Here is a 14,289-nt window from a genome sequence, read left to right on the forward strand (position 1 = left end):
CGCGGGAGCAGGTTGGTTTGCATGGGCGGGAGGCCGCAGGAAAGCACCGCGGTGCGGGCCTATTGCCAACTGCCGATGTCGGCGTCCTTGCCTTCGCCGCCGGACTGGCCGTCCGCGCCGAAGGACATCACGTCCACCTCGCCCCTGACGCCGGGGTTGAGATACTGGTAGGGGCGGCCCCAGGGATCGTTGGGCAGCTTCTCCAGGTAGGGCCGCCAGTTGTTGGGCACCGGGCCGCTGTCCGGCCTGGCGACGAGGGCCTGAAGCCCCTGTTCGGCGGTCGGGTAGCGTTGGTTGTCGAGGCGGTACATCTTGAGCGCCTGCATCAGGTTGGTGACGTCGGTGCGCGCGGCGGTGCTGCGCGCGTCGTCAGCGCGATCCAGCACGTTGGGCACGATCAGCGCGGCCAGCACGCCAATGATGACGAGCACCACCATCAGCTCGATAAGCGTGAAGCCGCGCGCCATCTTGCGGCGGCAGGAACGTGAGAAAGCGTGGGCGGATTGCAGCATGTCGTTGGATCGACCTGGAGTGGACATAACTTGTCAATCATAATCGCGCAATGTTGACGAACACCTATAGTCGCTGGAAGGTCGGCGCTGGAACCTTTGCCGCGTGGTTTCTGGCGGTTGCCTGCGTGGGCTTCTGGGGGCTCAGGCTCTCGGCGGGAGCGTCCACATTCGGCGCTCCGGCATTGCCCGCCGCGCCCACCGTGGTCGATGCGCAGGCGCTGACGCGGCTTCTGGGCGGTGTTGAAGCGGCGGCTGCCGAGCCCGCCGTGGCCGCCACGCGCTATACATTGGTGGGGGTGCTGGCAGGATTGCGCAGCGGCCATGGCGCCGCGTTGATCGAGGTGGATGACAAGCCCGCCAAGCCGTTTCGCATCGGCGCCGAGGTGGCGCAGGGGCTGGTGCTTCAGTCCCTGGGACGGCGAGAGGCGCATCTGGGAGCGTCCGTGGACGGGCCTTCCAGCATGACGCTGCGCATGCCGCTCAAGGCTGCCTCCAGCACGGATGGCGGCGCGGCCTCACCGGCCTCTTCGTTACCCGGTTCGCCGAAGGTTCAGTCGCCCATGATCCCCCAAGGCCAGACGCCGGGCATCGCGCCCGCGAGCACGTCCGGGCATGCTCCCCTGCAGCCGCGCCCGAGGCCGGCTGCGTAAGCAACCGCTTGCAATTAAGCAGTCATTGTGGAGTAGTGAGGGGCACGGAAAACCACTTGCCGAACTCGGGTGCCGGCATGGTCCAGTCGCAGGCCCGGGGGATCGAGTCGTCGTGTTCACCCAGCCACAGCACGCAGCGGATGACGCCGGCATGGGTGATCCAGACGACGTCCCGGCCCGCATTTTCGAGGGATGCGGCATGCGCATCCCGTAGTGCGTTCGATACGCGCCCCAGCATGGCTTGCAGCGGCTCGCCGCCGCCGGGCCGGTAGGACGCGAAGCGGTCCGTCCAGGCGTCTAGCTCCGTTCTCGGGATGGCGTCCCAGCGCTGGCCTTCCCAGTTCCCGAAATCCATTTCCCGCAGCCGCGCGTCTGCCTGTGCTCTCGGCGCGGCGCGGTGCGCGGACCACGCCCGCGCCAACTGGCCGCAGCGTGAAAGAGGCGAGTGCGCCACCAGCGCAAGACTGTCCGGCAAAGCCCCGCTCAGCGCCAGCGCGGATTGGCGGCTGTGGCCATCGTCGGCGGGAACATCCTGCGCGCCGTAGCAAATGCCGGGACCGATGAGCGGCCTCGCATGCCGCACCAGCCAGAGCCGGGGAGGGGGCCGCTCCCGCATGTTCAGAAGCCGTGCCAGAGCGGCCTGGCCGCGATGCCGAACTGCGCTGCCGCGATGGCTGCGCCGAGGTAGAACGCCACCTCACCCACCTGCTGGATCGCTCCGAGGCAGTCGCCGGTGAATCCCTGCAGGCGTTTCTTGCAGCGCCAGAGCATCCAGGAAGCGCCGATGCCGCTGCAGGCGATGGCGCTCAGCGCGGTCTCGATGCCCAGCGCCAGCGCGAACAGCACCACCGGAATCACGCACCACGCCAGCGCGGCCATCAGGGCGGCAATGGAAATCTGATCGGCCAGCGGCTTGCTTTTGGAGGTGGCTGTGTCGCCCACGTGTGGCAGCGCGCGCACGGCAACCAGCGGCCAGAAGCGTGAGACCACGTGGCCGCAGAACAGCGACCAGAGCGCGATGGCCAGCCCATGGCTGCCCAGTTGCGCCAGCAGCGCGAACTTGGCGGCAAGGATCAACGCGACCGCCATGGCACCGAACGCTCCCACGCGCGAGTCTTTCATGATGTCGAGAATGCGCTCGCGCTGGTATCCGCCACCGAAGCCATCGGCAACATCTGCGAGCCCATCCTCGTGGAAGCCGCCGGTGGCCAGCACCGTGGCGATCGTGCTGAATACGGCGGCGGCCAAAGGCGTGAAGGGCTGCCGCGTGCCGAGCAGCACCGAGAGCGCGGCAAAGCAGGCCACCGCCACCGCGGCCACCAGCCAGCCCACGCCGGGGAAATGCGCCGAGCTGGCCCTGAGCATGGCGGGGCTGTAGCCCACCCATTGCGCGAGCGGCCCTGTCACGGGGATGCGGGTGAAGAACTGCACGGCGAGCAGATAGTGGCGAACTGCTTGCATGGGGTGATGTCCGGGGCGTCGTGGTGCGCGCGATCAGCGGCTGCCGGCCTGCAGGAACAGGCGGTAGGCCGGGTTGAGCGTTTCTTCGACGTAGGGGTAGTCCAGCGTCTTGAGGAACTGCTCGAACTCGGCTGCGTCTTCCGGCGGCACCTGCATGCCCACCAGGATGCGGCCATAGTCGGCGCCCTGATTGCGGTAGTGAAACAGGCTGATGTTCCAGTGCGGCTGCATCAGGCTCAGGAACTTGAGCAGCGCGCCTGGACGCTCGGGAAAGGTAAAGCGCATCAGGCGCTCGTCCCGCGCGAGCGAGGAATGCCCGCCCACCAGATGGCGCAGGTGCTCCTTGGCCAGTTCGTCGTGCGTGAGGTCGAGTGAGTCGAACCCATGCTTCTGGAAGTTCCTGGCGATCTTCTCCGACTCACCGCGGCTCGTGGACAGTCCGACGAACACGTGGGCTCGCCTGGCGTCGCTGATGCGGTAATTGAACTCGGTCACGCTGCGGCTGCCGCCGGGCAGGGCGCCCACCACTTCACAGAACCGTTTGAAGCTGCCGCGCTCCTCGGGAATGGTCACGGCGAACAAGGCTTCGCGCTCTTCGCCGACCTCGGCGCGCTCGGCCACGAAGCGCAGGCGGTCAAAGTTCATGTTCGCACCGCAGAGGATGGCGGCATACGTCTCGCCCTTCGTCTTGTTCCTGGCGACATATTGCTTGATGGCCGCCACCGACATGGCGCCCGCGGGCTCCACGATGGAGCGGGTGTCCACGAAAATATCCTTGATGGCCGCGCAGACGGCATCGGTGTCCACGCGGATGTAGTCGTCCACCAGATTGCTGGCGACACGGAAGGTCTCCTCGCCCACCAGCTTGACCGCCGTGCCGTCGGAGAACAGGCCGACATCGGGCAGCGTCACGCGCGCATGCTGGGCCACCGACTGCGCCATGGCGTCGGAGTCGTTCATCTGCACGCCGATGACCTTGATGTCCGGGCGCACGGCCTTGATGTAGTTGGCGACGCCCGAGATCAGTCCGCCGCCGCCGATCGCCACGAAGACGGCATCCAGCCTGTTGCTGCCGAGGGCCTGCAACTGGCGCAGTATTTCCATGGCGATGGTTCCTTGCCCGGCGATCACGTCCGGGTCATCGAACGGATGCACGAAGGTCAGCCCCTGCTCGGCCTGCAGCCTGGCGGCGTGCTCGTATGCGTCGGAATAGCTCTCTCCGCTCAGCACCACTTCGCCGCCCAGGGTCTTCACCGCATCGATCTTGAGCTGCGGCGTGGTGGTCGGCATCACGACCACGGCGCGGGCGCCGAGCTTCGATGCGCTCATCGCGACGCCCTGCGCGTGATTGCCGGCGGACGCGCAGATCACCCCGCGCGCGAGCTGCTCGGGCGTGAGCTGCGCCATCTTGTTGTAGGCGCCGCGCAGCTTGAAGCTGAACACGGGCTGCTGGTCTTCGCGCTTGAGCAGCACCTTGTTGTGCATGCGGCGGCTGAGGGACTTGGCGACTTGGAGATCGGACTCGACGGCGACGTCATAGACGCGGGCGGTGAGGATCTTCTTGAGATAGTCGAAGGGACTGAGATCGTGCGGGGTTGATTGGTCTTGGGTGGTCATCTGGCGATCCGTGGGCACTGGATGATGGCAGTGCATCGGCCGCCATCATAGAAACATGCGGGCCAGTCCCAAAGCGGGCTGTTGGCGGGCGTGATTCAAAAAAGGCAAAAAAAGGGCCCCAGACTGGTAAGCCTGGGGCCTAATCCATCCTTTGAGGAGATGGAGGAGACAATCGGTGCGCCGACTCGCTTTGTAAGCATGAGCAGCGCATGCAGTGAATTGTACTCCAAAGTCTGCTGCAATGCAGCAAAATCATCACCTTTTGTTTGTGGCGCGACGCACTGTTGCGCGGACGAGTCATTTTTGTGAGGAAAAAATTATGGAATGCACGGTGAGCTGGACAGGAAACACGGGTACCCGCTCGGGAATGGGCTTTGTCGCCGAGACAGGCAGCGGCCACGTTCTTGCGATGGATGGCGCTCCCGATGCGAACAATCCCGGCAATGGCGGACAGAACCTCGCGCCGCGCCCCATGGAGACAGTGCTGGCCGGGACGGGGGGCTGCACCGCTTACGACGTGGTCCTGATCCTCAAGCGTGGCCGCCATGACGTGCGCGGCTGCAGCGTCAAGCTCACCTCGGAGCGGGCGCAAACCGATCCCAAGGTGTTCACCAGGATCCACATGCAGTTCACGGTGACGGGCAAGGCCATTCCCGCTGCCGCGGTGGAGCGCGCCATCGCCATGAGCCACGAAAAATACTGCTCCGCCAGCATCATGCTTGGCAAGACGGCGGAGATCACGACGGGTTTCGACATCGTCGAGGCGTGAAGGCGCCCCGCTTGCTCCTTGTATATCCTTGTATATATATGAGCGTACGAGGAGTCGAGAGGCGGCCTGGCCTGGGGCCGAAGTAGTCAGATGTAGTGAGCGGTCGCGGTCATGACCTTGGCCGCAGCCTTCATCAGGAGACGGGCGGGGACGGGAAGCTCCCTGGCTCCGGCCGCCAGAGCCTGTGCGGCATGGCGTTCCTCGTCTTGTTGCATACGGGCAACAACCTGTCTTGACGGCTCATCCTGCGCAGGCAGCCGGCCAAGATGGTCATGGAGGTGCTCGGACACCTGGCGTTCCGTTTCCACCACGAAACCGAGGCTGATGCGATCGCTGATCTTCGCCGCGCCAAACCCGATGGCGAACGCACCGGCGAACCAGAGCGGATTGAGCAGGCTCGGGCGGCTGCCGAGCGCGTCCAGCCGTTCGCGCGTCCAGGCCAGGTGATCAACCTCCTCCCGGGCAGAAGCCAGGAGGCTGTCGCGCAGAGCGGGGTCCTGGGTGACGATGGCTTGGGACAGGTACAGCGCCTGGGCGCAGACTTCGCCCACGTGGTTCACACGCATCAGGGCCCCGGAGAGCCGGCGGTCGCTTTCGCCCAATTGGGGTTCTGGGCTGCCGTGAGCGGGAGAGGCCTCGCTTGCCCTTGGCCTGGCGAAAAGCGTACGCAAGGCGGAGTCGGCGGTACTTAAGAATTGATCCATTGCCGTTATTGTCGGTAAAAAGCCGGATATCTATATCTTGTTTACAAAATTAGCTGTAATGCCCAGTTGACTAACGGCTCATTGAATGCTTGCCCTTTGCCGACAGAGTGTGTTGCACGACTGCAACGATTTTCCCGTTTTCGGCAAATTGTGAGGGAATTCCTTTGCGAAAGATCGCCGGCTCTGTTGCAATAGTACTAACTTCCCCACCAGGAGGTTGGCCCGGGGGAACCGGCGGGCTGCACAGAAGTATGTGCCTCTAGTCCCCTTGATCCAGGGCCCTCTGTTTAACCTTGGAGTAACTCGCAATGAAAAAATCACTGATTGCCCTGGCTGTGCTGGCTTCCTCCGGCGCTGCGATGGCTCAATCTTCCGTGACCCTGTTCGGTATCGTTGACACGGGTATTGGCTATGTGAACAAGTCCAATGCTGCTGGCGACAGCAAGTACGGCATGTACACCAGCGGCAACTACACCAGCCGTATCGGCTTCCGCGGCGTGGAAGATCTGGGCGGTGGTCTGAAGGCTGGCTTCTGGCTGGAAGGCGAACTCTTCGCTGACGACGGCAATGCATCCGGCTTCAACTTCAAGCGTCGCTCCACGGTCAGCCTGTCTGGCGGCTTCGGTGAAGTCCGTCTGGGCCGTGACCTGACTCCTGGCTATGCCAAGACCAGCTCCTACGACCTGTTCAACCAAACCGGTATCGGCCAATTCATGGGCTGGAGCAACTGGTACGGCACCGCTGGCGATGCCAACGGCATTCGTTCGAACAACATGCTGGCTTACTACTCGCCTAACATGGGTGGCTTCACCGCCGCTCTGGGCTATGGCTTCGACGAGCAAACTTCCGGCCACGCTGGCCGTTACATCGGTGGTAACGTTGCATATGACAACGGTCCTCTGAGCGTTGCTCTGTCGTATGACGACCGTGACAGCGTTCTGGCTGGCCGCGATCGCAATGCCGTGACCCTGGGCGCTTCCTACAACCTGAACGTTGTGAAGCTGAACGCCATCCTGCAACAAACCCGCGACAAGATCGACGGCGCTCCCAACCAGAAGGTCAACGCCTACATGCTGGGCGCTTCCGCTCCCCTGGGCGCTGGCGAGATCAAGGCTCAGTACACCCTGTACGATCAAAAGGCATTTGACGACGGCAAGTCTCACCAGCTGAGCCTGGGCTATGTGTACAACATGTCCAAGCGCACTGCTGTGTACGGTACCGTGTCCTACCTGAAGAACAAGGACGGTGCAAACCTGGGCCTGGCTTCCAAGAACCTGAACACCGACGGTCCTGGCGCTGGCAAGTCCCAAGCTGGCGTGCAAGTTGGTATCCGCCACTCCTTCTAATTTCTGGCTGGCTTAATGCCAGCTTAGGTTAGAGGTGAAAAAACCGCTGCTCGCAAGAGTGGCGGTTTTTTTTTGCCATGATCCAGGGTGTGAAAGTGGTGGATGAAGCACGATGGTGGTGCGTGCGAGAGACTCCGTGGCCGAACGGCGCGCGGGCAAGGCGGAAAGGTATTGGATATGCAAGTGGCACGAATCAGGGCTGGAGGCAGGGCGTTTGCGCACATCTCCACCTTCCATCCGGAGTTGACCTCGTTCCGGCGGGATCTGCATGCCCATCCCGAACTGGGCTTCGAGGAGAAATTCACCAGTGCGCGCGTTGCGGAGGCATTGCGGCAATGCGGCGTGGATGAGGTGCATGAGCATATCGGCAAGACGGGCATGGTCGCGCTGATTCATGGGCAGACCCGCTCGAGCGGCAGCATGATCGGCCTGAGGGCCGATATGGATGCGCTGCCGATGCAGGAGAGCAATGAGTTCACATGGAAATCGGCAAGACAGGGGCTGATGCACGGCTGCGGCCATGATGGGCACATCACCATGCTGGTGGGCGCGGCGCGCTATCTGGCTGCCACGCGCCAGTTCGACGGTACCGCGGTGCTCATCTTTCAGCCTGCCGAGGAAGGACTGGGCGGCGCGCGCGTGATGATCGAGGATGGCCTGTTCGATCGCTTTCCGGTGCAATCCATTTTCGCCATGCACAACTGGCCGCAGATGAAGCCCGGCACCGTGGGCCTCAATGGCGGAGCGATGATGGCCGCGGCCGACCGCATCACCATCGACATCACCGGCCGTGGCGGCCATGGCGCGCATCCCTACCAGACCGTGGATGTGGTGCTGGTGGCGGGGCATATCATCACGGCGCTGCAGGGCATCGTGTCCCGTAATGTACGGGCCCTGGACAGCGCCGTCGTCAGCCTTTGCGCGGTGCAAGCCGGCGACCTGGGCGCATTCAGCGTGTTGCCCGGGACGGCGACGCTGGTCGGTACCGTGCGGTCATTCGATCCCGCCGTTCAGGAGATGGTCGAGCGCAGGATCCAGGAGGTCTGCAGCGGTGTGGCGATGGGGATGGGCGCGAGCGTGAACGTACGCTACGAGCGCATCTATCCGGCCACCATCAACACCGAGAGCGAAGCACGCTTTGCGGGCGATGTGGCGGCGTCGATCGTCGGCGCCGAGAACGTCGTGCGCGACCTCGAGCCCAGCATGGGCGCGGAGGATTTTTCCTTTATGCTGCAAAGTCGGCCCGGCGCCTATCTGCGCATCGGGCAGGGCATGGGGGCGAACAACAGCCCGCTGCACAACAACCGCTACGACTTCAATGACGACATACTTCCATTGGGGGCGGCGCTGCATGCGGGGCTGATCGAGCAGGGCATGCCGCTGGCCGCGGCATGACCCATTTCATTGATACGCAAGAAAGGACGCAAACACATGGCTACTGAATTCAGTCTGAGCAGCCCGGACATCCCTGCGGGCGGTAGCGCGGATCCGCGCTTTGAATTCAACGGTTTTGGATGTTCCGGCCAGAATCAGTCGCCGGTTCTGAACTGGACGGCGGCGCCCGCCGGAACCAGGAGTTTCGCGCTGACCGTGTACGACCCCGATGCGCCCACCGGATCGGGCTGGTGGCATTGGTTCGTCGTCGACATTCCAGCGGACGTCACGCAGCTTGCGGCCCATGCCGGCGAGAAGGGCGGTGCGCGGCTGCCCAAGGGTGCGCGCCACGTCCGCAATGACTACGGGCTGTATGAGTTCGGCGGCTTCTGCCCGCCGCCGGGCGACAAGCCGCACCGTTATGTCTTCACGCTGCACGCGCTGTCGGTGGACAGGCTGGAGATCCCGGCCGATGCCACGGCGGCGCTCGCCGGATTCATGGTGAACGCCAACACCATCGCCAAGGTAGGCTTCACCTCGACATACGCGCGCGCGGCCTGACGGCCTGAGCGCCGTTTTCCCCGGCGCGCCGCGGAATGCCCGGGGCGCGCCTTGCTGACTGTCGTCGCAGCGCGGGGTCAGGTGTAGCGCTTGGCCCGTAGGTTGTTTTTCATCTGCTGGAGCACCGGTTGCAGCGGCTCGCCGATCCGCAGGGCCACGGCGGTGGCCAGCACATCGATGATGAGCAGGTGCAGCAATCGCGACACCATGGGGCTGTAGCGGTCGTAGCCTTCGGGGTGATCGGCCGCCAGATGGATCTCGCAGGTGTGCGCCAGAGGCGAGCCGCTGGCGGTGATCGCGATCGTCGTCGCTCCATTCTTGCGGGCGATATCGGCGGCGTCCATCAGGTCGCGCGTGCGGCCCGAATTGCTGATGACGACCGCGCAGTCGCCCTTGCCGAGCATGGTGGCGCTCATCACCTGCATATGGCCGTCGCTGGTGCTGATGCTGGTGATGCCCAGGCGGAAGAACTTGTGCTGGCCGTCCTGCGCGACGATGCCGGAGTTGCCCGCGCCGTAGAACTCGATGCGCCTGCCCGTGCGCCACGTCGCCGCGATGGCGCTGGCCGCGCGCTCGAGCGCCGTGGTGCTTGCCGCATTGCGGTATTGCAGGAACGCGGCGACGGCATTGTCCACGACCTTGACGAGCACGTCGCCGGTCTTGTCGTCGGCGTCCACGCTGCGGTGGATGAACGGCACGCCTTCGCTGACGCTGCCGGCGAGCTTGAGCTTGAAATCGGCCAGCCCGTCATAGCCCATGCTTCGGCAAAAGCGCACGACGGTGGGTTTGCTCACGCTCGCGCGGGCTGCCAGCTCGCGCACAGGCAGGTGCGAAAAGGCGCGCGGATCGGCAAGCACCAGCCTGGCGACGCGCTGCTCGGCAGGTGCGAGCGAGGGAAGGGATGCGGTGATTCTGTCTAGCATTCTTCCATCCATATGTTGCCGTCGCGGGCGACCAGCGCGCTGGCCGCGCTCGGTCCCCAGGAGCCCGCCGCGTAAAGACGCGGGCCGTCGTCGGAGTCTTTCCAGTACTGCATGATGGGCTCGACCCAGCGCCATGCGGCCTCCTGCTCGTCGGCGCGCACAAACAGGTTCAGGCGGCCCGCGATCACGTCGAGCAGGAGGCGCTCGTATGCGCCCACGCGTTCGCTTCCAAAGCGCTGATCGAAGTCCAGGTTCAGCTGGACGGGCGCAAGCGACTGCGCATTCGATGGGCGCGCGCCACGCTTGTCGTTGCCCGCTGAAAACAGGTGCAGCGCCAGTCCGTCCCTGGGCTGAAGGTGGATCACGAGCTTGTTGGCCAGGCCCAGCGGCGTGCGGTAGATCGGGTGCGGAGCGGGCCTGAAATTCACGGCGATGTGCGCTTCGTGCGCCGCCAGCCGCTTGCCGGTGCGGATATAGAAAGGCACGCCCGCCCAGCGCCAGTTGGCGATTTCGGTGCGCAGCGCGACGAAGGTTTCCGTGCGGCTGTCGGGGGCCACGCCGGGCTCGTTCAGGTAGCCATTGGCGCGTTCGCCGCCCAGGGTGCCGGCCGTGTATTGCCCGCGCACGACATCGCGCGCGAGCGCGGCGGGTGTCCACGGAACCAGCGAGCGCAGCACCTTGAGTTTTTCATCGCGAATGGCATCGGCATGCGCATTGATGGGCGGCTCCATCGCAATCGCGCACAGCAGCTGCAGTGCATGGTTCTGCACCATGTCGCGCAGCGCGCCCGTGCCTTCATAGAACGCGCCGCGGTTTTCCACGCCGATCTTCTCGGCCATGGTGATCTCCACGCTGGCCACGGTCTCACGGCGCCACAGCGGCTCGAACAGCGCGTTGCCGAACCGCAATGCGAGCAGGTTCTGGACCGATGGCTTGCCGAGGTAGTGGTCGATGCGGAAGATCTGCCGCTCGTCGAACACCGCGCGCACGGCCGCGTTGATGGAGCGGTTGGAAGCCAGGTCGTGGCCCAGCGGCTTCTCCAGCACGACCCGGGTCTGCGCGGTGTTCAGCCCCACCGCACCCAGTTGTTCGCACGCCGTGGTGAACAGGTTGGGCGCCGTGGCGAGATACAGCACGACGGTATCGGCCTGGCGGCCGCGCAGATTCACGGCGAGCCGCTCATAGTCGGCGGGAACCGACAGGTCCATGCGCAGATAGTGCAGCAGCTGCGCGAATTTCTCGAATTCCTCGCGTCTGGGGCGCTTGTCGGAATCCACCGCGTCAAGGCGGCTGGCAATCAGGGCGCGGTAGGCCTCATCGTCCAGGTCATCGCGGGCAACGCCCAGGATACGTCCGCCCGGCGGCAGCGAGCCGTGGCGCCAGGCCTGGAACAGCGCGGGCAGCAGCTTTCGCCAGGCCAGATCGCCGGTGCCTCCAAACAAAACCAGATCGAAACTCATGACGCAAAAAGCTTGTGAAGTTGTAACTCGTGGGCGAGGTAGAGATGTTACCGAGTTTCATGGACGGACAATACACGTCCTTGGCGACAGCCCTGCTGCGAATACACTCTTGGGTTGCCACGCCTCATCGGTCGTCCGACAGAGGAGTCCGGATTTTCACAGATGGGGAGGATCTATCATGAATCAACTCGAAGCCCTCAAGCAGTTCACCACCGTTGTCGCGGACACGGGGGATTTCCGCCAGCTCGGCGCCTTCCAGCCGCGGGACGCCACCACCAATCCTTCGCTGATCCTGAAGGCCGTGCAGAAACCGGAATATGCGCCGCTCCTGCAGGAGTGCGTGACGCGCTGGAAGGGCCGCGGCATCGACGAGCTGATGGACCGGCTGATCGTGCGCTTCGGCTGCGAGATCCTGTCCATCATCCCCGGCCGAGTGTCCACTGAAGTGGATGCCCGCCTGTCGTTCGATACCAGCGCCACCGTGGCGCGCGCCGAGCGCATCGTCGAGCTCTACCAGGCCGAAGGCGTTCACATCGATCGCGTGCTCATCAAGATTGCTTCCACCTGGGAGGGTATCCAGGCTGCCCGCCAGCTGGAGCAGCGCGGCATCCACACCAACCTGACGCTGCTGTTCTCGTTCGCGCAGGCCGTGGCATGCGGCCAGGCCAGGGTGCAGCTGATTTCGCCGTTCGTGGGCCGTATCTACGACTGGTACAAGAAACAGGCCGGCGCAAGCTGGAACGAGGCCGAAATGGCCGGAGCGAACGATCCAGGCGTGCAGTCCGTGCGCGCCATCTACGAGCACTACAAGCGCTTCGGCATCAAGACCGAGGTCATGGGCGCGAGCTTCCGCAATGTGGGGCAGATCATCGCCCTGGCGGGCTGCGACCTGCTGACGATCGCGCCCGACCTGCTGGGCAAGCTGGCCGAGAGCAGCGAGCCGGTGCAGCGCGCGCTCGACCCGCAGGCCGCGCAGAAGCTCGACTTGCCCTCCGTTTCGTACGACGAGGCAGGTTTCCGCTACGCACTGAATGCCGATGCCATGGCCACCGAGAAGCTGGCCGAGGGCATTCGCGCCTTTGCCGCGGACGCAGCCAAGCTCGAGCAGATGATGCTGGCGGCTGCATGAACGATCCGCGAATCCGCTGTGACCGTACGCCCGCCTGGCAGTTGTTGAAGGCGCACTACGAGAATGCGGGGCGCAATTTCAACCTGCGCCAGGCGTTTGCGGATGATCCCGGGCGGTTCGCGCGTTTCAGCCAGCAGGCGCCTCTGGTATTTGCCGATCTTTCCAAGAACCTTGCGGACGAGCGCACGCGCGTGCTGCTTACGCAACTGGCGCGCGAATGCCGCTTCGAAGCCTACCGCGACGCGATGTTCGCGGGCGAGCCCATCAACAATACCGAAGACCGGGCCGTCATGCATTGGCTCCTGCGCAGCCCGCGCCAGGGCGAGCCGGGTTGCCGGCAGCCCGCTGGCGGCCTGCTCGCACGCAGCCTGGTCGAGGTGCACGAGACGCTGGACGCCATGCTGGCCATCGCCGAGGCCGTGCGGGCCGACGATGCGATCACCGATATCGTGAACATCGGCATCGGCGGCTCCGACCTGGGGCCCGCCATGGCGGTGAAGGCGCTGGAAGACTTCGCCCATCCGCGCAAGAAGCTGCACTTCATCTCCAATGTGGATGGGATGGAGCTTGGCAGCGTGCTTCGCAGGATCCGTCCCGAGAGCACGCTGTTCCTGATCGCCTCCAAGACATTCACCACGGCGGAAACCATGCTCAACGCCCATGCCGCGCGCGAATGGTTTCTCGCCAACGGCGGGTCGGCCCGGCGCGGGGCGCCGCTGTCGTTGAGCCGGCATTTCATCGCGCTCACGACGAACCTGGAATCGGCGGCTGAATTCGGCATCGATACCACGCTCGGCTTCTGGGACTGGGTGGGCGGGCGCTATTCGATGTGGTCCGCGATTGGCCTGCCGATTGCGATCTCCACGGGCGCGGAGAATTTTGTCCGCATGCTGCGCGGCGCGCACGCCATGGACGAGCATTTCCGGCTCGCGCCGCTGGAGGCGAATCTTCCCGTGCGCCTTGGCCTGCTCGATGTCTGGTATCGCAACTTCCACGGCTTCACGAGCCGCAGCATCGCGCCCTACAGCCATGGCCTGCGCCGCCTGCCCGCCTATCTGCAGCAACTGGAGATGGAGAGCAATGGCAAGGGCGTGGACGCCCACGGCGAACTATTGCCATACGCCACGTCGCCAGTGATCTGGGGCGAGCCCGGAACCAACGGACAACATGCCTTTTTCCAGATGATCCACCAGGGGCCGGATATCGTTCCCGTGGAGTTCATCGCGCTGCGAGAGGGCGGGCATGACTTGCCGGATCACCATCCGCGCCTGCTTGCCAACGCGCTCGCGCAGGCGCAGGCGCTGATGGTGGGGCGCGAGGGCAGCAGCGGCTACCGCTATTTCACGGGCAATCGTCCCAGCACCTTCATGGTGCTGGAGAGGCTCGACCCGGCATCGTTCGGCGCGCTGATTGCCCTGTACGAACACCGCGTGTTCACCAGCGGCGCGATCTGGGGCATCGACAGCTTCGACCAGTGGGGCGTCGAACTGGGCAAGGTGCTCGCCAGGGAACTGGAGCCGCTGCTGGCCGATGGCGACAGCGAGAAGCTCGACCCTTCGACGGCTGGCCTGCTGCATTACCTGCAGGCTCATCACGCGCCGAGCGGCTGACGCACCCGGCGCGATCTGCTGCCTCAACAAAAAACCCGCAGGTCCTTGAACCTGCGGGTTTTTTGTTGGAATCACTTCCGACCGACGGCTGGAGCCTCTACCCACCAGCCGCCGGGGACGGTGGCAATTACATGCCCATGCCGCCCATGCCACCCATGCCGCCCATGTCGGGC

Annotated in this window: 14 protein-coding genes; 7 read left to right on the forward strand and 7 right to left on the reverse strand. The window is 64.5% G+C overall.

The window, feature by feature from the left end; all coding sequences use genetic code 11:
• Window positions 1-59: 59 nt before the first annotated feature.
• Entirely contained in the window at window positions 60-512 is a 453-nt protein-coding gene (gspG, locus tag ABWP92_RS03605) for a type II secretion system major pseudopilin GspG (RefSeq protein ID WP_353233998.1), read from the reverse strand.
• Window positions 513-562: 50 nt separating this feature from the next.
• On the opposite strand from gspG, the gene ABWP92_RS03610 reads away from it, so the two are divergent.
• Window positions 563-1,162, forward strand: a complete 600-nt coding sequence (locus tag ABWP92_RS03610) for a type II secretion system protein N (protein ID WP_353233982.1) — start codon at window positions 563-565, stop codon at window positions 1,160-1,162.
• 22 nt (window positions 1,163-1,184) lie between these two features.
• Here ABWP92_RS03610 and ABWP92_RS03615 read toward each other — a convergent pair whose 3' ends face one another.
• The 3 genes from ABWP92_RS03615 to ilvA are packed head-to-tail and all read right to left on the reverse strand — an operon-like array spanning window position 1,185 to window position 4,240.
• Window positions 1,185-1,778 carry a histidine phosphatase family protein gene (locus ABWP92_RS03615; protein ID WP_353233983.1) on the reverse strand — a complete coding sequence of 198 codons (594 nt, stop codon included), beginning with the start codon at window positions 1,776-1,778 and terminating at the stop codon, window positions 1,185-1,187.
• A 2-nt stretch (window positions 1,779-1,780) separates the two neighbouring features.
• Window positions 1,781-2,623 (reverse strand): adenosylcobinamide-GDP ribazoletransferase, encoded by an 843-nt coding sequence (locus ABWP92_RS03620; protein WP_353233984.1) that lies wholly within the window; start codon window positions 2,621-2,623, stop codon window positions 1,781-1,783.
• Between the two features lie 33 nt (window positions 2,624-2,656).
• Window positions 2,657-4,240: a threonine ammonia-lyase, biosynthetic gene (gene ilvA / locus ABWP92_RS03625; protein ID WP_353233985.1), complete on the reverse strand. Its 1,584-nt coding sequence runs from the start codon at window positions 4,238-4,240 to the stop codon at window positions 2,657-2,659.
• A gap of 319 nt (window positions 4,241-4,559) precedes the next feature.
• Here ilvA and ABWP92_RS03630 point away from each other — a divergent pair, with 319 nt between their 5' ends.
• A complete protein-coding gene (locus ABWP92_RS03630) occupies window positions 4,560-5,009 on the forward strand; it encodes an OsmC family protein (RefSeq protein ID WP_353233986.1) in 450 nt (149 codons plus the stop codon).
• 86 nt (window positions 5,010-5,095) lie between these two features.
• On the opposite strand, the gene coq7 is transcribed toward ABWP92_RS03630, so the two are convergent.
• Window positions 5,096-5,713 carry a 2-polyprenyl-3-methyl-6-methoxy-1,4-benzoquinone monooxygenase gene (gene coq7 / locus ABWP92_RS03635; protein ID WP_353233987.1) on the reverse strand — a complete coding sequence of 206 codons (618 nt, stop codon included), beginning with the start codon at window positions 5,711-5,713 and terminating at the stop codon, window positions 5,096-5,098.
• 308 nt (window positions 5,714-6,021) lie between these two features.
• Here coq7 and ABWP92_RS03640 point away from each other — a divergent pair, with 308 nt between their 5' ends.
• The 3 genes from ABWP92_RS03640 (at window position 6,022) to ABWP92_RS03650 (ending at window position 8,994) form a co-directional block, all read left to right on the forward strand.
• Window positions 6,022-7,059, forward strand: a complete 1,038-nt coding sequence (locus tag ABWP92_RS03640) for a porin (RefSeq protein WP_353233988.1) — start codon at window positions 6,022-6,024, stop codon at window positions 7,057-7,059.
• Window positions 7,060-7,236: 177 nt separating this feature from the next.
• Entirely contained in the window at window positions 7,237-8,454 is a 1,218-nt protein-coding gene (locus ABWP92_RS03645) for a M20 aminoacylase family protein (RefSeq protein WP_353233989.1), read from the forward strand.
• A gap of 36 nt (window positions 8,455-8,490) precedes the next feature.
• The gene (locus ABWP92_RS03650; protein WP_353233990.1) at window positions 8,491-8,994 is read left to right on the forward strand and encodes a YbhB/YbcL family Raf kinase inhibitor-like protein; all 504 of its coding nucleotides are present in this window, start codon (window positions 8,491-8,493) and stop codon (window positions 8,992-8,994) included.
• A 77-nt stretch (window positions 8,995-9,071) separates the two neighbouring features.
• Here ABWP92_RS03650 and ABWP92_RS03655 read toward each other — a convergent pair whose 3' ends face one another.
• Complete coding sequence (locus ABWP92_RS03655; protein WP_353233991.1) at window positions 9,072-9,917, reverse strand: MurR/RpiR family transcriptional regulator; 846 nt, start codon at window positions 9,915-9,917, stop codon at window positions 9,072-9,074.
• Window positions 9,911-11,377, reverse strand: coding sequence for a glucose-6-phosphate dehydrogenase (zwf, locus tag ABWP92_RS03660; RefSeq protein ID WP_353233992.1), 1,467 nt, complete (start codon window positions 11,375-11,377; stop codon window positions 9,911-9,913). Before zwf ends, ABWP92_RS03655 begins: the two co-directional genes overlap by 7 nt.
• Window positions 11,378-11,555: 178 nt before the next feature.
• Between zwf and tal the strand changes: the two genes are divergently transcribed.
• Both tal and pgi read left to right on the forward strand, forming a co-directional pair.
• A complete protein-coding gene (gene tal, locus ABWP92_RS03665; protein WP_353233993.1) occupies window positions 11,556-12,506 on the forward strand; it encodes a transaldolase in 951 nt (316 codons plus the stop codon).
• Window positions 12,503-14,116 carry a glucose-6-phosphate isomerase gene (gene pgi / locus ABWP92_RS03670; protein ID WP_353233994.1) on the forward strand — a complete coding sequence of 538 codons (1,614 nt, stop codon included), beginning with the start codon at window positions 12,503-12,505 and terminating at the stop codon, window positions 14,114-14,116. The genes tal and pgi overlap by 4 nt, the downstream gene beginning before the upstream one ends.
• Window positions 14,117-14,289 lie beyond the last annotated feature (173 nt).

Source organism: Diaphorobacter ruginosibacter, assembly GCF_040396215.1.
Taxonomy (GTDB): domain Bacteria; phylum Pseudomonadota; class Gammaproteobacteria; order Burkholderiales; family Burkholderiaceae_C; genus Diaphorobacter_A; species Diaphorobacter_A ruginosibacter_A.